Source organism: Winkia sp. UMB3158, assembly GCF_030217145.1.
Lineage (GTDB): Bacteria > Actinomycetota > Actinomycetes > Actinomycetales > Actinomycetaceae > Winkia > Winkia anitrata.
This window is the reverse complement of record NZ_JASONH010000002.1, coordinates 134,506-152,164: the sequence shown is the minus strand read 5'-3', so window position 1 is coordinate 152,164 and position 17,659 is coordinate 134,506. Positions and strand designations below refer to the sequence as shown.

General features: G+C 60.6%; 14 protein-coding genes and 1 riboswitch. Of the genes, 7 read left to right on the top strand and 7 right to left on the bottom strand.

Annotated elements, in window-relative coordinates; translation table 11 throughout:
* Positions 1 to 26 precede the first annotated feature (26 nt).
* The 3 genes from QP400_RS02580 to QP400_RS02570 form a co-directional block, all read right to left on the bottom strand.
* Positions 27 to 1,079, bottom strand: a complete 1,053-nt coding sequence (locus QP400_RS02580) for a VIT1/CCC1 transporter family protein (protein WP_004808088.1) — start codon at positions 1,077 to 1,079, stop codon at positions 27 to 29.
* A gap of 6 nt (positions 1,080 to 1,085) precedes the next feature.
* The gene (locus QP400_RS02575) at positions 1,086 to 1,397 is read right to left on the bottom strand and encodes a hypothetical protein (RefSeq protein ID WP_004808086.1); all 312 of its coding nucleotides are present in this window, start codon (positions 1,395 to 1,397) and stop codon (positions 1,086 to 1,088) included.
* A gap of 220 nt (positions 1,398 to 1,617) precedes the next feature.
* A complete protein-coding gene (locus QP400_RS02570; protein ID WP_004808085.1) occupies positions 1,618 to 2,640 on the bottom strand; it encodes a YeiH family protein in 1,023 nt (340 codons plus the stop codon).
* A gap of 71 nt (positions 2,641 to 2,711) precedes the next feature.
* Here QP400_RS02570 and QP400_RS02565 point away from each other — a divergent pair, with 71 nt between their 5' ends.
* Positions 2,712 to 3,620, top strand: a complete 909-nt coding sequence (locus tag QP400_RS02565; RefSeq protein WP_040315410.1) for a LysR substrate-binding domain-containing protein — start codon at positions 2,712 to 2,714, stop codon at positions 3,618 to 3,620.
* Here the strand turns inward: QP400_RS02565 and QP400_RS02560 are convergent.
* The 3 genes from QP400_RS02560 to QP400_RS02550 form a co-directional block, all read right to left on the bottom strand.
* Positions 3,541 to 4,908, bottom strand: a complete 1,368-nt coding sequence (locus tag QP400_RS02560; protein WP_196793473.1) for a YibE/F family protein — start codon at positions 4,906 to 4,908, stop codon at positions 3,541 to 3,543. The two genes, QP400_RS02565 and QP400_RS02560, sit on opposite strands and share 80 nt — an antisense overlap.
* 174 nt (positions 4,909 to 5,082) lie before the next feature.
* Entirely contained in the window at positions 5,083 to 7,446 is a 2,364-nt protein-coding gene (gene metE / locus QP400_RS02555; protein ID WP_004808079.1) for a 5-methyltetrahydropteroyltriglutamate--homocysteine S-methyltransferase, read from the bottom strand.
* A 97-nt stretch (positions 7,447 to 7,543) separates the two neighbouring features.
* Positions 7,544 to 8,593, bottom strand: a complete 1,050-nt coding sequence (locus tag QP400_RS02550) for a methylenetetrahydrofolate reductase (RefSeq protein WP_070424943.1) — start codon at positions 8,591 to 8,593, stop codon at positions 7,544 to 7,546.
* A 6-nt stretch (positions 8,594 to 8,599) separates the two neighbouring features.
* Positions 8,600 to 8,683, bottom strand: a riboswitch (SAM riboswitch).
* Between the two features lie 234 nt (positions 8,684 to 8,917).
* Here QP400_RS02550 and QP400_RS02545 point away from each other — a divergent pair.
* From QP400_RS02545 to QP400_RS02525, 5 genes are read left to right on the top strand one after another with little or no spacing between them, the layout of a single operon-like run.
* Entirely contained in the window at positions 8,918 to 9,697 is a 780-nt protein-coding gene (locus tag QP400_RS02545; protein WP_040315471.1) for an alpha/beta hydrolase, read from the top strand.
* Between the two features lie 16 nt (positions 9,698 to 9,713).
* A complete protein-coding gene (locus tag QP400_RS02540) occupies positions 9,714 to 10,043 on the top strand; it encodes an antibiotic biosynthesis monooxygenase family protein (protein WP_048708112.1) in 330 nt (109 codons plus the stop codon).
* A 15-nt stretch (positions 10,044 to 10,058) separates the two neighbouring features.
* A complete protein-coding gene (gene hrpA, locus QP400_RS02535) occupies positions 10,059 to 14,471 on the top strand; it encodes an ATP-dependent RNA helicase HrpA (RefSeq protein ID WP_285462488.1) in 4,413 nt (1,470 codons plus the stop codon).
* Positions 14,472 to 14,519: 48 nt separating this feature from the next.
* Positions 14,520 to 15,446: a DUF1963 domain-containing protein gene (locus tag QP400_RS02530; protein WP_004808067.1), complete on the top strand. Its 927-nt coding sequence runs from the start codon at positions 14,520 to 14,522 to the stop codon at positions 15,444 to 15,446.
* Positions 15,436 to 15,951: a SprT-like domain-containing protein gene (locus tag QP400_RS02525; protein ID WP_004808066.1), complete on the top strand. Its 516-nt coding sequence runs from the start codon at positions 15,436 to 15,438 to the stop codon at positions 15,949 to 15,951. Before QP400_RS02530 ends, QP400_RS02525 begins: the two co-directional genes overlap by 11 nt.
* Here the strand turns inward: QP400_RS02525 and QP400_RS02520 are convergent.
* On the bottom strand, positions 15,932 to 16,777 hold the full coding sequence (locus tag QP400_RS02520; RefSeq protein WP_004808064.1) for a hypothetical protein: 846 nt from the start codon (positions 16,775 to 16,777) through the stop codon (positions 15,932 to 15,934). The genes QP400_RS02525 and QP400_RS02520 overlap by 20 nt on opposite strands.
* Positions 16,778 to 16,983: 206 nt before the next feature.
* Here QP400_RS02520 and QP400_RS02515 point away from each other — a divergent pair, with 206 nt between their 5' ends.
* A complete protein-coding gene (locus QP400_RS02515) occupies positions 16,984 to 17,649 on the top strand; it encodes a TetR/AcrR family transcriptional regulator (protein WP_285462486.1) in 666 nt (221 codons plus the stop codon).
* Positions 17,650 to 17,659 lie beyond the last annotated feature (10 nt).

The window sequence follows — 17,659 nt, the reverse complement described above, 5'->3', positions numbered from 1 at the left end:
CACCGCCTTTGCTATACGTACCGCGCTTAGCTGCCCGTGAGCGCACCAATAACGAACGTCACGGCTGCCGCTCCCAGACCAATTGCCAGCTGCCGCAGTGCTCGCGGTGCCGGCCTTGCCCCCGATAGCAAACCAACTAAACCGCCAGTGATAAGCAGCGCGACCCCTACCAGGCACACAGCCGCCGCCATAGCTGACCCGCGCGAAACCGGCAGCAGGAATGGAATGATTGGGACAATGGCTCCGGCCGAGAAGAATAGGAAGGAAGACAGGGCAGCCTTCCACCCATCCCCGACCTCTTCGAACCCATCAGTCTGAGTTTCTTCCGCCAGCCGAGCAGCCTCAATCTGCGTCACCATCTTGCGGGCCCGCTCTTCGGCCTGGTCAGGTTCCATACCGCGGGCGCGGAAGACGAGGGCGAGCTCGTTACTTTCCAAATCCAGCTCCGGTACCGCCTCAGCCGTGGCGGGAGACGGGTTGGACGCCTCCAGCAGCTCGCGCTGCGAGCGCACGGACACGTACTCGCCAGCACCCATTGACAGCGCGCCGGCTAACAGCCCCGAAAGGCCGGTGATCAAAATTGTGGAACCACTGACCCCGGCGGCGGCAACCCCCAGCAGCAGGGCAAGATTCGACACCAGCCCGTCGTTCATCCCGAACACCGCGGCACGGAAGGTACCCGCCATGCGCATGCGAGAGCGGCCCGCCAGGGCCCGCACTACCTCGGAATGGACGCGTTCGTCCGCACTAATCTGCGCGGGCGTCTCCGGCTCGCTGGCTGCCTGCCTTTCTTCGGCAGACTGGGCCAGGGCTAGCACAAACACGGATCCGAACGTGCGCGCCAAGGCCGCCATGATGCGCGTGCGCAACGGCGGAATAGGCGCCGGGTAGGCGTGCAAGCCCAGTTTGTCCAACCAGTACTGTTCGTGTCGCTGCTCAGCTTTAGCCAGCTTCAACAGCACTTCCCGCTCGACTCCGGAGCGTTTTCCCGCCAAATAAGAATAGGTGGCGGCCTCCTGCCTTTCGCTGGCAAGATGCCGCCGCCACTTCTTTATCTCAGCATTAGTAGGTGATTCCACGTCCGCTTACTTCTGCTCGGAAACTTCTTCGACCTCGACGTCAACGTACTGGGGGGCCTGCCCGCCCTGCTGGGCCGGAGGGGTAAACAGGCGGTCCTTGATGTGATCGGCAACCTTGTCGGTCACCTTCTGCCCCTGCTCAGACACGACCTGGTTGATCTTCCGGGAGGCCTGTTCGGACACTTCGCGCACCTTCGGGTTGTCCGCTACGGCGTGTACGCCACGAGCAACCGGCCCGGACGGATTATTTCGCATCTCGCGGCGAGCAAAGTAGACACCGGCGCCCAAGCCAAGCAGTCCCAAAGTAAACTTCTTCATCTTTCCTCCTATGTCAGCCAAAAACAACCTTACCGGGTGCAAGGAAAACTAGGGAGGGCGAACTTTACTTCTAGGTAACCCGCGAAACACTTTTGCCGCAGGAGAGGGCGTTTTCCGCCCAAATTAGGCTAGTAAAGTGTGATTCAGCCCGCGGAAGACATACAAGCTGGATCGAAGACCGAGGGCGCCGGAAGTGGCTCGCCCTCGGGCAAAATTTAGGTTAGATAATAAGGGATCCGCCCAGTGACACCGTAGATACGACCACGGTTGCGATCAGCCCTAAGAGGACGGGTTTGGGGCCCACTTTGATCAGTTCGGGAACGCGGATGCCTAGGCCAAGCCCGGCCATCGCCATTGTGAGCGCGGCAGTCTGCACCACTTTCGCGCCGGCTAGGACACTGGCTGGCAGGCTGATCACGGACCCTAGGATCACCATGGCCAGGAAGCCGACCACAAACAGGGGCACTAGTGGTGCAGCTTTGTCCGAACCCTGCCCGTTCTTCCGGAACAGGACGCCGAGGACGGCGACGACACCGGCCAGGCAGATCACGCGCGCCAACTTCACCGCAACGGCGGTGGCCAGGGCCTTCTCCCCCATCGCGGCGCCGGCAGCCACCACCTGCGCTACTTCATGGATGGATCCGCCCGCCCAGATGCCTGCCGTCACGGGATCGAGGCCGAACAGCCCCGCCAGTACAGGCAGCACGGGAATGCAGATAGTGCCATATACGACTACGAGGGCGAGCGCGGTAGCGGTTTGATCCTTCGAGGAGCGCACCACATCCTTCGAGCCGGCCACGGCCGCGGCGCCACAAATAGAAAAGCCGCACGCGATGACGCCCACGAGCGGCATCGGCATTCCCATTGCGCGGCCGATCAGCATGGTCGAGGTGACCCCGACCGTCACGATCACGACTACCAAAAGCAGGCGCTTCCAGCCGAGGGCGGCCAGGGTGGCTAGCGAGATTTGCAGGCCCAACAGCACGATTCCCAGGCGCAGCAGGCGCTTTGCCGACAGCGCTATGCCGGGACCGAAGCGTTCGGGCACCGGCCTGGTATTCGCCACGATCACGCCGAGGGCAATGGCTATGAGCAGTGCGCTAGCTAGAGGAACGACCTTATTTATCGCCATGGACGCTAGGGTGATTCCACCGGTAAACGCTAGGCCGGGCAGGAATTCGCGGACGCGATAACGTTTTTTCTTCTTAATTATTTCTTTTGTTTTTGTAGCAACAGCATTCACAACCCTAACTATCGGTCACCGGGGGCGGGGATGGAATACTCATTTTTACACCACTGCCATATAGTTTTGATATGCCTATGCCGAACCTGCAGCTCTTGGACCTGCTAGTGCGAGTTGAACAGCTGGGGAGCCTTTCAAAAGCCGCCACCTCCCTGCAACTGGCCCAACCCAACGCTTCGCGTGCTCTAGCCCGCTTGGAACGCCAGATTGGCCGCCCTCTGCTGGTGCGCTCCTCTTCCGGGTCCAAACTGACCTCGACCGGCACCCTGGTAGCCGGCTGGGCACGCCCTCTTTTGGCCGCCGCCGGCGAATTCGAAGCAGCTATGGCATCGCTAGACCACGCCGTACACAACAAGCTAGGGGTGCTGGCTTCCCAAACTATTGCCGAAAGCTACGCACCCGCCTGGCTCGCCCGCTTCCAAGCCGCATACCCGCAGGTGAGCGTCCACATGGAGGTTGCCAATTCCACCACCATCATGGATCGCATCCTGGCCGGTGACACCCGCCTGGGACTAATCGAATCCGCCACGGTCCGCCCCGGGCTACACACTCAACTAATAGGGCACGACCAGCTAATACTGATCTGCCCTGCCGCTCACCCGTGGGCTCACCGCCGCTCACCCGTATCGCTAAAACAGCTGGCGGGTACCCCACTAGTTGTGCGCGAACAAGGATCAGGCACCCGCCAAGTGCTTGAACTTGCCCTGGCCGATTTCCCAATCACCGCCCCCGCCATGGTGGCTTCCTCAAACGCGGCGGTGATCGGATCAGTCACTGCCGGGGCAGGGCCGTCCGTAATCTCTAAACGCAGCGCCGCGCCCGCCCTCGCACAGGGCACGATCGTGGAAGTCGCAGTGGCACACGCCCACCGGCTGCGGCGCCCGCTGCGCGCAATCTGGGCTAGCGGGAATGCCCCGGTCGGCCCGGCAGCGCACTTTGTGCAGGCAAGTCGGCCCTCTTTACCGCCGCCGCAGCAATAGCCGTAGTAAGAGGTACCGCTATGACCAGCCCTGTCACCGACGCGAGCGTCCGCAACGCCTCGGCGCCAATGTCCTCTGAGGCAAGCAGCGAGGCCAGCGACTGGTTGTAGAACATAACCAGCAGCAGCAGGGTGGAAAGCGCCGCCCCCGCATAGGCAAACACGATCGTGTAAATAGTAGAGGCAATATGGTCGCGGCCAATGCGCATGCCCGCCCGATACAGCGCCCATCGCGAATAGTGCGGTGCCGCCGCGCGTAGCTCCCACACGGCAGAGGCCTGGGTGATAGTCACGTCGTTCAGCACGCCCACCCCGGCCAATACGAGGGCGGCCACCGCCAATTGCCGAAAATCCAGCCCGGGCACGCGCGCAGCCAGTCCCAGTTCCGTTTCGTCGGTGAACCCGGACAGCCGACCGGCGTAAACCGCAATAGCGCCAAGGCCCGTGGAAATGGCGAGCGCTCCGAGCGTTCCCGCCAACGCCGCGCATGTGCGTAACGAGAAACCGTGCGCTATAAACACGACGACGAACATGATGGCAGCCCCGGCGACGAGGCCCACCCACACTCCAGGATTGCCACACACCAACGATGGCAGCATGAACAGCAGGAGGACGGCACCTGCGATCGCCAGCCCTATCAGGGCGAATAGCCCCTTCCAGCGCGCCACTGCCAGGACTACGAGGGCGAATAGGGCTGCGAAGACGCCAATCATGTGGGTGCGGTACACGCCCATGAAGGAATACTGCGGGCCAGCCGGGGTATCGAGTCGCATTACCGACAGACTGTCACCGGGGCTAATACCGGCGCTGGCAGCTGGCCCAGCCAGACGCAGCTGATTGGTTTTCCCCTTATCCTGGCCAGTCAAAACTGTTATGCGGGCCAGTTGGCATTTTGCCGCCGGGGAGGTGGCCACCGAATCTGGCGCGTTCTCCCCGGCAGAAGCTGAAGGAGTGGCCGAAGCTTCGCCCTCGGGCCGTACGGAAGATTCTGCACAACTGCCATCCAGGCCGGCAACTTGCACCGTTTCGAGGGTGGCTGTGGGCGCCAGCAGATAATTCTTCTGTACCTGCCGCAGCGCCTGGGTTTGCGCCCCATTCGGCCACAGCACCACCAAGCCCACCAGGGTCGCAATCGCAATTACGCCCAGTATGGTGAGCAGCATCCATTTTGCCACCGGCGAGGTCGAAGCGTTCGCTCGAGCGGCCGACATATGTGCGTGAGCGTGCAGATGAGAAGCATATTTGTGGGATATTACAGGGGCGCCCTCAGCCCTATGCGAATGAGTCATGGCGCTATGTTACGTCCACGCCGCCCGTCCTCGACATCGCCAAAAGTGAGGGCGATACCGATAGCCAGTCTTGGTGGCAGAGATTCGGCCCGCGAGCCTTCCTGATCGCGGAAGAATCAAATAAGCGGGCGGCATCCTCAGGGAAGGACACCGCCCGCTTGCTACCACAACAACCTACTGGTGGCGCTGACGCACCTGCTTTGCGGCTGCTACCAGGTTTTCAAGAGAAGGAATGGTTTCCGTGTAAGCTCGAGTCTTCAGCCCACAGTCGGGGTTCCCCCACAGCTTTTCGATACCGAGGCCGGACACGGCTGCCTGAAGCAGTCGCACTATTTCCTCAACCTGCGGTACGCGCGGGCTGTGAATGTCCCACACGCCGGGGCCGAGGCCGCGTTCGAAGCCGCGCTCGCGGATGGCGGGCAGGATTTCCATGCGTGAACGCGATGCCTCGATGGAGGTGACATCCGCGTCCAGCCGGTCTACCGCGTCGATGACGGTCTTGAAATCCGAGTAGCACAGGTGGGTGTGCACCTGAGTCTTGGATTGGGCACCGCCGGTGGCCAGGCGGAATGCGCCTACCGACCACTGGAGGTATTCCTCTTCGTTCTCCTTGCGCAGCGGCAGCAATTCGCGGATTGCAGGTTCGTCCACCTGCACCACGGGGATGCCGGCTTCTTCCAGGTCAGCAATTTCGTCACGCAGTGCTAGGCCGATCTGGTCTGCGACCTCACCGGGAGCCTCGTCGTCACGCACAAACGACCAGGCCATGATCGTAACCGGGCCGGTCAGCATGCCCTTCAGCGGCTTGTCGGTAAGCGACTGGGCGTAGGAGGACCACTTTACGGTGATCGGCGCAGGACGCACCACGTCGCCCCACAGGATCGACGGCCTGGTGCACCGGGAACCGTAGGACTGTACCCAGCCGTTCACGGTGGTGGCAAAGCCTTCTAGGTTTTCCGCGAAGTACTGCACCATGTCGTTGCGTTCGGCCTCGCCGTGCACCAGCACGTCCAGCCCAATGCGTTCCTGCACGCGCACTACGTGTTCGATCTCGGCCTTCATTGCCTGCTCGTAGTCGGCTGCAGACAGTTCGCCGCGGCGGTGGGCAGCCCTTGCTTTGCGGATCTCTACCGTCTGGGGGAAGGAACCGATAGTGGTGGTAGGCAGCACCGGCAGGTGCAGTCGTTCAGCCTGCTGGGCGGCACGTTCAGCGTAGGGTGCACGTTCGCGGTCCGCAGCGGTGACGGCAGCGGTACGCTCGCGCACTTCGGCCCGCCGCACCCCCGGGTGGGACTGGCGCGACTCAACGGCCGCATCCGAGGCGGCAAGTTCGGCCTCGATGGCTTCGTCGCCCTCTTCAAGCCCCTTGGCCAGGGCAACTACTTCTTCTACCTTCTGGTCCGCAAACGCCAACCAGGAGGCCACCTGCGGGTCCAGTTTCGTTTCCTTTTCAACATCGATCGGAACGTGCTGCAGCGAGGTCGAAGTAGTCACCGCCAGGTGTACCTGCCCCAGGTTTTCCTTCAATTCGCGCAGCTGGCCGAGGGCGGCACGCAGGTTTGTGCGCCACACGTTCCGGCCAGACACGATGCCGGCAGCAATCGTCCTCCCCGCCCAAGCTTTGTTCCATGCGGCTAGCGTCTGCGCATCCGGGGTCTTGCCCTTGACCAGGTCAATTGCCACAGCCTGCACCTTGGTGGCCGCGAGCGCTTCTACCGCATCGAAGGCATGCCCGTAAGTGAGCGCCACCAGCAGGCTTGCTCCGCGAACGGACAGTCGCTCGTAGGATTCAGTCAGGGCGGCAATGATGCGTTCGCGCGAGTATGCCCAGCGGTCCGAGGTCAGCGCCGGCTCGTCAAATTGCACCCAGGAGGCACCGGCGGAAACCAGGTCGTCGATCAGTGCTTCGTAGACAGAAAGTACCTCGGGCAGGCGAGCCAGAATGTCGTAGTCCTCGCCGGCTTCTTCCGACGGCTTGGATAGCAGCAGGAAGGTGACGGGGCCTACCAGAACCGGGCGGACACCCTCTCCTAGCAGCGCGGCGGCGCGGGAACGGGTAGAGCCGAGCCACTCGAATTTGGTTTCCGGCCCGATTTCAGGAACCAGGTAGTGGTAGTTCGAGTCGAACCACTTAGTCATCTCTAAGGCTGGGCGGGCGCCCTCACCGCGAGCAATGGTAAATAGTGCTTCCAACGCGGCGGTCGTGGAACTGTCGGAGGCATGCCACAGGTCCGGGCCTGCCGCCGCCAATGCCTTGCGTTCCTCGCTAAAGCGGGTCGGTACCGCACCGGTTGCCGCAATAATGTCGAGCACCTGGTCGTAGTAAGAGAAGTCTTCTGGAATGGAACCGGCCTCGGTTAGCCCCAGAGAATGGAGGCGTTCAGTGCGCGAACATCGCAGCTGATTGGCAGTTGCCACCAGCTGCACGCCACTAGTCTTGCCGGACCAAAAATCTTCTAGCACGCGCTTCAGTTCGCGGTGTACCCCGATGCGGGGGTAACCAAGGATGGAGGCGGAGGGGAAGTGCTGTTCAGTCATGGTAATCCTTAGAATTTTTCAGATAATTTTGTCGATTTAACGTAGGTTTGTCGCGATTTTGGGTGTAGTTCACCGCTGCAGGGGGACGCGCGGTGTTTTAGTTGCTGGGCGTTAGCCGATGCAGTGCTAGGTCAACAAGCTCGGTGTCGATCTCACCGCGCTTGGGCATTCGGCCGTTGCGGTAGCCTGAGGCCCGCACATATTCGACAACGTCGAGGGCGGGGCGTGGCCTGTTGAAGGTATACAGGTGCACTCCGGGCGCACCAGCGGCCAAGACCCCGTCTATTAGGTTCAAGGTAGCGCGAAGGGATTTGGCTACGCGTTCGCGCGCATCCGTGATTTGCAGGGTGCGCGATACTTCTTCGGGAACAGTAACGCCCGCAATCTTTTCGAGGGCGTTCAGGCGCTTCAGGTCTGTCAGCGGAATAATGCCGGGCACGATCGGCAGGCGGCCACCGGCAATGGTCAGCTCGCGTACCAGCGAGGCGTATTCGTCCGGGTCGTAGAAAACCTGGGTGATGGCATAGTCGGCGCCGGCTAGTTCCTTTTCCAGCAGGGCGGCAATGTCGTTGCGCCGGTATTCGCCAGAGGAGGCGGGGTATGCCGCAACGGCAATCGACACGTAGTTTTTCGGGTTGGGAGCACTGTCGGCGCCGGCCCCGTTTGGTCCCGCGCCCACGCCGTCTGGGAGCGTGTCCGCCGCAATTTCGCGAATCAGGGCAACCAGTTCGGCTGCTGAAGCCAGCCCTCCCGGTACTACTTCAAATTCGCTCTGCCCTGCTGGCGGGTCCCCGCGCAGCGCCAAGAAATCGCGGATGCCCGCGCGCAAAAGCAGGCGGATGGTCATTGCTAGTTGGCCGCGGGTGGCTCCCACGCAGGTCAAGTGCGATACCGCTGGTAGACCGGGGTGGCGGTCGAGGACGCGAGTCAGTACTCGCACGGAAGTGTCGCGGGTGTCCACTTTGGCACCGGAAGCCCCGTAAGTTACCGAAACGTAGTCGGGGGCGGCTGCAATAAGGCGGTCCACTCCGGCCCAAATGGAGGAAAGTTTCGAGGCTGAGCGCGGGGGGAACAGTTCGAAAGAAACGGTCGGATGCGCTACTTGCTGGCCTGGTTTGTAACCCTTGTAGAGGTGGGCCGTGGTCATTAGTCTCTCCCATCGAAACTGGCATTAGCACCCGCTAAAGGGTTGCTGCGGCGTCAACAAGCCAGATCTCTCGGCCGCTCTGGATGGCTATTTGACTCGTAGCTTAGAGCGCCCGCGGCGGCGTGCGCAACCGAAATTTAGAACCCTTCGCACCTCAGACGGTGTTTTTGCTGGATAATTAGCTCTTCTACACTCCTGTAAAAGTGTCCACATGGCGGTCACCTTTAGGTATTCGGGCCGAGAATGCGGCGAATCCGCTCTCGGCAATACGAATCCTAGGATTTTTTCTTCAACCTTTAAGGTTGCCTTGCTACCGTTATGCCCGTGAGCGAAGTGCAGATTATGACCCCACGTGGGAAGAAGCTGGCAGGCGATTGGGTTGCGCCAGTAGACTCTTGCGACATTTGTGTGGTGCTCGTGCACTCATTTTTGGGCGACCGCCATTCAGCCGGCTGGTTTGATTTCCTGAGCGCTGCTTACCGCGGAGCCGGATACCAAACCATGGCTTTTGATCTTTCTGGATGCGGCCAATCCGACGATGATGTGCTAACTAGCGACAACAGCGCCGAGGATATTCAGTCCGTCTGTAGCTGGCTCCTGGATAACGGGGTGAAGCAGGTTATTGTGCATGCTCACGGGTACGGGGCTACCGCCTCGCTTCGGGCCGTCCCACTGCCGGCAGCAACCATGATCCTAACTGGCCCAATTTCGGGGTCGACGCTGATGGATTGGAGCGCCGTCTTCTCTTCGGATCAGCTTGACCAACTAGAGATTGTTGGCCACACGATCATCCCCGGTTCCGAGGGCGAACGCGACCACTACCTGATTTCTAAGCAAACCCTGGCGGATCTGACCATTGTGGACACGCAAAAGCTGGCCACCGAGGTGACTTGCCCGGTGCTGCTCATTCACGACGGGACTGATCAGGACGAGGGCATGGTAGAATCTACAACTCAGCTGGCGGCCTTGTTGCCTGACGGCTCGCGGCTGGAAGTGATGCGCGAAGCAAATTTCGGAGCTGGACCTTCGGCACCCGAGTCGGGGGCGGCTGCCCTGCGCGCCAAGTGTCTTGACTGGCTTCGCCTGCACGCGCCCGCAAAGTAGGCGCTAAGCTCGTGCCATGAGCATTGTGGTAACGAACGAAATCAGTATTCATCCCGAGGACGCACAGGCCGTCGCCGCCCGCTTCAAGGCGAACGGTTCACGTATGGGGGACCTGGAAGGTTTCGAGGGCTTCGATCTGTTGCAACCCACAGATCCGGCTGATGACCGATGGCTGGTAGTGACCCGGTGGGCCAACGAGAAGTCCTACGAGGCGTGGATTCACTCCCACCACTTCAGCGCTTCGCACGGGCACAAGGCAGATGAAGAGGGCGGGCCCGCCCGCAAGGTGGCCAAGACCCCAGTGGTGCGCCACTACCAGGTGGCTCACTGCCAGGAGGGCAACTGACGTTAGGATTGTTCGGTGACTCAGAAGAAAGCAAAGCCTCATAAAGAACGGCGAGGGCGCAGGCCCGCACGTGGTTTCAAACCGTTTTCGGATCAGTTGCTTTCGGCCCGCCGGGCCTCAGTCCCAACAATTACTTACCCCGCCCAGCTGCCTGTAAGTAGCAGGCGGGACGATATTGCCAAGGCCATATCGGAAAACCAGGTTGTCATACTGTCCGGGCAGACCGGTTCGGGCAAGACAACGCAGCTGCCCAAGATCTGCTTGGAGCTGGGGCGCGGCATTACCGGAATGATTGGCCACACCCAGCCACGGCGGCTCGCTGCCCGCACGGTGGCTGAGCGCATTAGCGACGAACTAGGCACCCCGCTTGGGGAAACAGTCGGTTTCCAAGTCCGTTTTACTGACAAAGTGTCAGATAAGACCTTGATCAAATTGATGACCGACGGCATTTTGCTGGCGGAAATTCAAACTGACCCGATGCTTCGCCGCTACGACACGATCATCGTCGACGAAGCACACGAGCGCTCCCTCAATATCGACTTCATTCTGGGGTATTTGGCTCGGCTCCTGCCTGCCCGCCCGGATCTGAAGGTCATCATCACCTCGGCCACGATCGACTCGGAGCGTTTTGCCGAGGCCTTCGGCACTGACAAGCCCGCCCCCGTCCTGGACGTATCGGGCCGCACCTTCCCCGTGGAGGTGCGCTACCGCCCTCTGGAAATTGAAAACCTAGTCGAAGACGGCGGCGATATTCACGTAGAGGCCGAGCCGATCGACCAGGTGACAGGCATTATAGAGGCAGTAGACGAGCTGCTGGACGAACCGGGCGACTCGGGCCCGCGCGACATCTTGGTGTTCCTGCCAGGTGAACGCGATATTCGCGAAACGCAGGAGGCACTGGAAGATCACCTGAGGCATTTATCCGCCGGCTGCGCGGTCGAAGTGCTACCGCTATTTTCTCGCCTGTCGGCCGCCGAACAGCGCAAAATTTTCGCCCCCCACTCGCGCCGCCGAATCGTGTTGGCCACGAACGTCGCCGAGACCTCCCTTACCGTGCCGGGCATCCGCTACGTGATAGACCCGGGCCTCGCGCGCATTTCCAGGTATTCAAGTCGCACCAAGGTGCAGCGCCTGCCCATCGAACCCGTCTCGCAAGCTAGCGCCAACCAGCGTTCTGGACGATGCGGACGACTGGCGCCGGGGGTAGCCATAAGGCTGTATTCCGAGGAGGACTTCAACGCCCGCCCCGAGTTCACCGAACCCGAAATTTTGCGCACCTCCCTAGCGGCGGTGATCTTGCAGATGGCCTCGCTTGGACTGGGCAAAGTCGAGGATTTTCCGTTCATCGACCCACCCGAGCGCAAGGCAGTGCGCGACGGCACCCAGCTGCTCTACGAAGTTGGGGCCTTTACTCGCGAGGGCACGCTAACCAACATTGGTCGGCGCCTGTCTAGGCTGCCTATAGATCCGCGCCTGGGGCGGATGCTACTGGAAGCTGAACAACGCGGCTGCGCCTCAGAGGTGCTGGTCATCATTGCGGCTCTTTCCATGCAAGACATCCGCGAGCGCCCCGCCGATGCGCAAGAAGCCTCGGATGCAAAGCACCGCCGTCTGGCGGATCGCAAGAGTGACTTCATCACCTACCTGAACATGTGGCGGTATGTGCGCACCCTGTCGCGCGAATTATCTAATTCAGCTTTCCGCCGTAGCGCTCGCAAGGAGTACCTGCACTTCCTGCGCATTCGCGAGTGGCAGGACGTGGTTACCCAGCTACGACAGATGGCTCGCGATATTCACCTGAAGGTCCACAAGCTGGCCATGCCCGACCCGGCAGATCTTGCCGCGTACACCGCCGGCGCTACCCCCGCCAGCCCCGAGTTAAACGATGCGGTAGCAAAGGCGTGCGTCGAGCTGACGGCAGGCCCCACCACTACTGACGCGGACTCGATTCACCAATCCATCCTTACCGGCCTACTGTCCAACTTGGGCATGTGGGTGGCTCCCCACAAGGTGTACGAAGGCGCCCGCGGCACAAAGTTCGTACTGTGGCCTGGTTCCGGCCTTCGCGGCAGCCACCCAGAGTGGGTTATGGCAGCCGAGTTGGTGGAAACTTCCCGGTTGTTCGCGCGCACTGCCGCGGCCATCCGCCCCGAATGGATCGAGCCCGTGGCCACCCACCTTTCCCAATGTAGCTTTGGGGACCCTGTATGGTCTAAATCTGCTGGTAGCGCGGTAGTTACGGAAAAAGTAACGCTTTACGGCATGACCATTGTTGCCGACCGAAAGGTACGTTTAGCAACAGCCGCAAGACAGACTACAGACCCTGCCAAGGCACAACAGATGCTGGCACTGGCGCGGGAAATGTTTATTCGCAAAGCCCTTGTAGAGGGCGAGTGGAACAGCCGGCACCGTTTCGTGCGCGCCAACGCCAGGGTCTTAGACCGCGCCTACGAGGTGGAACGCCGCCGCCGCGAAGTGGGCCTAGTGGCCAGCGACGACGCCCTTGTTTCCTTCTTTGAAGATCGACTCCCCCTAGACGTTACCGACCAGGTCAGCTTCGACAGGTGGTGGAAGGGGGCGCGCCGGCGCCAGAGCGACTACCTAACCTACGGCATGGCAGACGTGTTGCCGCGTGGCGGGCAGGCCGACGAGACCGAGGATGCCCCCGCCCTCGACAAGAATGCCTTCCCCGACAGGTGGCAGCTGGGCGACATTGCCTTGCCACTCACCTACGTGTTTGCTCCGGGTGACCCGGCCGATGGGGTAACCCTGACGGTTCCCCTAGAGGTACTGCCCCGCCTTGAGGAACAAGAATTTCAGTGGCTAGTCCCCGGCTTCTTAGATCAGCTGTGCACCGGCATTGTGCGCTCGCTGCCCAAGGCGGTACGCCGCGAACTAGTGCCCGCCCCGGACGTGGGCGCTGCGGTGGCAAAGTGGATTCGTTCTGACGGCAAGACTTCCAAAGAAGCGGCCTCGACCTTCGCGCAGAAGCAGGCGGCCGCCCTCGACCAATCCATGGCCAGGCTGGCGTCGTGGGCAGGCATCGAGCCCAAGCCGAAGCCCCAGCCACAAAAAGACGCAAAGACCCAGCCGCAAAAAGACGCAAAGACCCAGCCGCAAGAAACCCGCATCAAAGCTGGCGAGGGCGACCTGGCCGTGGCCCTACGCGCCGGGCTGCGTGCAGTAAAGGCTGTAGACGTGCCGGCCACAGACATTGACATGGCGATCGAATCCCTGCCCGACCACCTACGCATGCGCTTCGTTGTCACGCAAAATGGGCAGCAGCTAGCAACCTCTAGGGAGCTGGTCTATCTGCAGCGCACGCTGGATACGAAAGCGTCCGCGGCGGTGCGCTCAGCGGTCTCCGGGGCGGTGGCCCGGGCGATGGCCGAGGCCGGGATGGTCGACCCGCGCGCAAAGAAGAAGGGCAAGAAGAAGCCCAAGCTGCCTGCTCCCAAGGTGGTAAAGGGGCCCAGCATCAAAGAAGAGGAAGGGCTTTCCTCCTGGCCAAGTCAGCACGCCCTCCCCGATTCGGTGGTCACCACGGGAGCAAGTATGACTGTGCGCGCCTACCCCTCGCTGGTCGACCCCTATGCTCCCGTGCGCGAAGACCTGGCTGACACCCCCGGCACCGGGGTGGGCAACACCGCTAAGGGGCAGGTAGCGCTGCGTTTGCTCGCAGAAAATTCCATCCGGGAACGCGAGCATCGCCTTGGCCTCATTCGACTTTACGTGCAGCAGCTGAGCTTGCCTACCAAGCGCATTACCACCAGGTGGCGTGGCAGCGAAGCGGCAGCCCTAGCCCAGTCTCCCTACCTCTCTACCGAGGAGATGGTGGCGGATGCGCAGTGGGCGGCGGTAGCAGCACTGCTGGACGAGGCACCGCAGGCGGGCTCCTTCTCCGAAATGCCGGGCGGCCTGCCGCGCACCAAGGACACATTCGAGCAGGTAGGCACCTGGATGCGCGACAAGTTAGAAGACCGCGTGTACCAGATCATGGGGCAGGTGGCCCGCGCCCTGGCAGCCAACGGGCGGCTGGACAAGGCGATACGCAGCGCCAACCAGCTGTCCATGCTCGATGTGCTAACCGAGGTGAAGGCCCAGCAAAACCAGCTGATATTCCCCGGATTCATCGCCCGCACCCCCACTTTCGCCCTGCCGCATTTGGACCGTTACCTGGCTGCCGCTCACAGGCGGGTAGCCCGACCGGGTGCCGACCAGCGGGCTGCTTGGCAGTTGCAGCAGGTTTCTTTCGAGGTCGAAGACGCCATCGAGGCCGCATCCTCGCTTCCGTGGGATGGCGCCCGGTGGGCCCGACTCGAGCGCGCGCAGTGGATGGTGCAGGAGCTTGCGGTGCAGGTGTACGCGCAGACGCTCGGAACCGCGGTGAAGGTGAGTCCGAAGAGAATCCGCGAATTGCTCTATTGAACCGCGCAATCTTGGCGTTGAGCCGCTTGCTCACGTAATCTTTCAGTCGTGGGATTGTTTCAGCGAATATTAGAGTTCTTTCGGGGCGGTAGTGCGCCCGAATCTGACGTGCCCGAACAGATCCCCCAGCCCGAGCAGCCGAAGCTAATCCCCGCGCGCAAAGTGCCGCCTCCTTACAGCGGCGATCCGCGCCTGCAGCAGGTAGCTCACGCGGTGCGTGAAGAAACGAAGACCGCTGCAATTTATTTGCGGCCGACCTCGGGAAAACCAACGTTAGCCGGCAATAAGTTGGGCGGCATCCCGCTGCTGGATGCGCGCGGCGTACCCCAGGGGCAAGAGGGGCCGCTAGCCTTGCTGTTGCAGCTTGACTTGGAAGAGCTCCCCAAGGTGTTGCCGTGGCTGCCTGATCGCGGCCTGTTGCAGATCTTCGTTGGCACGGACGCTGAATATGGTAGGGGACAAGCCCCGCTGATACGCCTGGCTATCAAGCCCGTTTCTATTGGAATGAACGCGCAAGAGCGCACTCGCGAGGTCTACCAGGCCGAGCTAAAGCATGCGGCTTTCGCAGCTGACGGAGAGGTCAAGGTTCGCGCCGAAGCCGGTTACGAATACATTTCTCCGTCCGAAGCAGGATTCGACGAACTGTATATTCTCCACTTCAACAAGGTATTCCCCGACACTCCCCTAACTTCCCTTACCGACCTGCGCCAATACGGAATTTACGAGGACGTGCTGAACGCCTTCCCCCTAAACACCGCTCCCCGATTGGGTGGGCGAGCCGACTGGTGCAAGGATGAACCGACCGCACGCGGAGAACACGTCCTCTTCGCCTTCGGCGGGGATCAACTGCGCACTGACACTTCGGTAGTAGATCTGCTGGGTAACGACAGGCTAGCTGCAGGGGCAATCACCGCAACAGATACAGCCTCCTTCGCAGACGCCTCTTGGTGGTGGGCGCGCCCCAATGGAAATTGATGCGGCCATTGCGCTCACTCGGCAGATCCTGGCCCAGCGCGGGTTGGACTGGCAAGTAAAAGCAGACCACGCCCACAGGCGCGCCGGAGCCTGCCACCACGCCAAGAAGACGATCACCCTGTCGCGGGTACTGTTACCGCTCTACCCCAAGGAGGCGGTCCGCAACGTCATCCTGCACGAAGTAGCCCACGCACTGGCGGGTGCCAGCGCAGGCCACGGCCCCAAATGGAAAAAGATCGCCGCCCAGTTGGGAGCCTCCCCACGCGCTAGCCTACCCGCCTCTTTGCCCACTGCTCCCGCGCCATGGATTGGCCGCTGCCCTGCCGGCCACGAAAGCCCTCGCTACCGCCGTCCCACGCGGGTGCTAAGCTGCGGCAAATGCTCCCGCCAATTTTGCGGGGACGCCATCTTGAGCTGGTATTTTCACGGCGAAAAAGTGCCCCCGGAACAGTTGGGGAGAAACTACCTAAAGCAGATGCGCACCCTCAGGAAAACCAATACTTGAAATAGGCGTAAAAATTGGCGTTGCCCGCCTGGGCACACTTATCTGAATAGTTGTGCGCTAACGCGTTGTCGTTCGGCTGGTACGGCGTGTAATTGTAGAGGGCGGCAGTGGCAGAATTTCGCAGATACACCGGAGCGGCCCCGCACTTTTTATTCACTGAAAACGGAATGTCTTGTTCGCGTCCGCTTTGGAAGGCATATTCGGCCGGATTAGCCCGATACCGATTGAACTGGCTGGCCGCCCAGTAGATCTGTTTCGAAAACCCTTTAAAGCGCGGGTCGCATTTTGCCCCATCCGGGCACGCGAATCCCATTGCCGAATCATAAGAGGTAGGTTTCAGATTCTTCTCCGAAGCCGTAATAAGGCCCTGTTCTTTTTGCAGAGTAACGAGTATTACCTGCGGGTTCAGGCGGCACGCCTCGGCGACTCGAGCAATGATCGTGGCCGCCGGAAGGTTCTTGCCGCCCTCAACGGGCCGACAATACTCCGTCCATCCCTGGCCTTCTAAGGAAAATCGTGCAGACTTTAGACACTCTATTTTTCCTCCGGGCGTGCACCTCTGCCCCGCTGACTCAATAAAACGTGCGATTGAGCGTTCATCCATGGAAAGCCAGTTCCCAAAATCTTCGTCGGAAATAATATTTCCCGCTTCAAATCCGGAATAATCCAACTTTGGCGTTGCTGCCGCAGAAACAGGCGCTACCGACTCGGGGCGATTGGCTTCACGTATAGCCGCGAGCGCGTATATGACCAAGACAACTATAAATACAACAAATAGGGCAGCAACTATGCGCCTGCGCCTGTATATTGCCTGCTTTTGGGACACGTCGCCACTTTCATTAGAAATCGTTAATATATATGCTTATCAGAAGAGGTGGCGAGCATGCCGCACAATAGTTATCCGCTATAACCGCATGTGGCAAACCTACAAATAGGACTTCTTGAAGCTGCTCCACCTCGATAAAGTCATACTCGTATGTACGCGTATTGCATGCACACACCGAAACTACTATACGTAACTAAAGGGCAAAAATGTCTATGTCTGTTGATCTAGCGGCCCCCACTGGATGGGAGCACTCAAAGCGCGAAGCTACCCGCCAGGCACTCCTGGAAGGCGGCCTGCAGCTTGTAATCAAGACTGGTATCCCCGCCATGACCGTGGGAACTATTTCGGAAGCTGCCGGTTTTACCCGGGGCGCTTTCTACTACAATTTCGTAGATAAGTCGGACTTCGTATCCACTCTTATCGGCTGGTACTACCAGCACCTGCGCGTTCACACCGTAGAGGTGTGGGAGGAACTGCAGACTGTCCTCGAAGGTATCGACATGGACGCCCCCGCGCCCAAGCGTGCGGAAACTGCCCTAACTCCGTTCCTGGATGCCATTACCGGCAACCATAGGGCAATAATCGCCCAGGAAATGCGCCTATACGCCTCCCGCGACCAGCACTGCTACGAAATTCTGCAGTATGCCGAGTTCGAATGGCAGCACGAAATTGAAGAGTACTTCCAGCGCATCATGGACGCCGTGAACATCAAGTGCACCGGTTCCCTGAAGGATCTGGCACTGCTAGCTCGCACCGCCTACACGGTCTTTGACGTCTACCCGGAGGGTTACACCGACCACTACGGCGAAACAGTAGGCGAGACGCCAACGACGCTGTCCACCATTTTCGAGCTAATGATCACTGACAAGTAGGCAATCCGCT

What these genes read in the sequence shown, in the direction of transcription:
- QP400_RS02515 (WP_285462486.1), top strand. Translation starts at nt 16,984, where the DNA reads ATGTCTATGTCTGTTGATCTAGCGGCCCCCACTGGATGGGAGCACTCA.
- QP400_RS02550 (WP_070424943.1), bottom strand. Translation starts at nt 8,593, where the DNA reads ATGACCACGGCCCACCTCTACAAGGGTTACAAACCAGGCCAGCAAGTA.
- QP400_RS02560 (WP_196793473.1), bottom strand. Translation starts at nt 4,908, where the DNA reads ATGACTCATTCGCATAGGGCTGAGGGCGCCCCTGTAATATCCCACAAA.
- QP400_RS02565 (WP_040315410.1), top strand. Translation starts at nt 2,712, where the DNA reads ATGCCTATGCCGAACCTGCAGCTCTTGGACCTGCTAGTGCGAGTTGAA.
- QP400_RS02575 (WP_004808086.1), bottom strand. Translation starts at nt 1,397, where the DNA reads ATGAAGAAGTTTACTTTGGGACTGCTTGGCTTGGGCGCCGGTGTCTAC.
- QP400_RS02525 (WP_004808066.1), top strand. Translation starts at nt 15,436, where the DNA reads ATGGAAATTGATGCGGCCATTGCGCTCACTCGGCAGATCCTGGCCCAG.
- metE (WP_004808079.1), bottom strand. Translation starts at nt 7,446, where the DNA reads ATGACTGAACAGCACTTCCCCTCCGCCTCCATCCTTGGTTACCCCCGC.
- QP400_RS02540 (WP_048708112.1), top strand. Translation starts at nt 9,714, where the DNA reads ATGAGCATTGTGGTAACGAACGAAATCAGTATTCATCCCGAGGACGCA.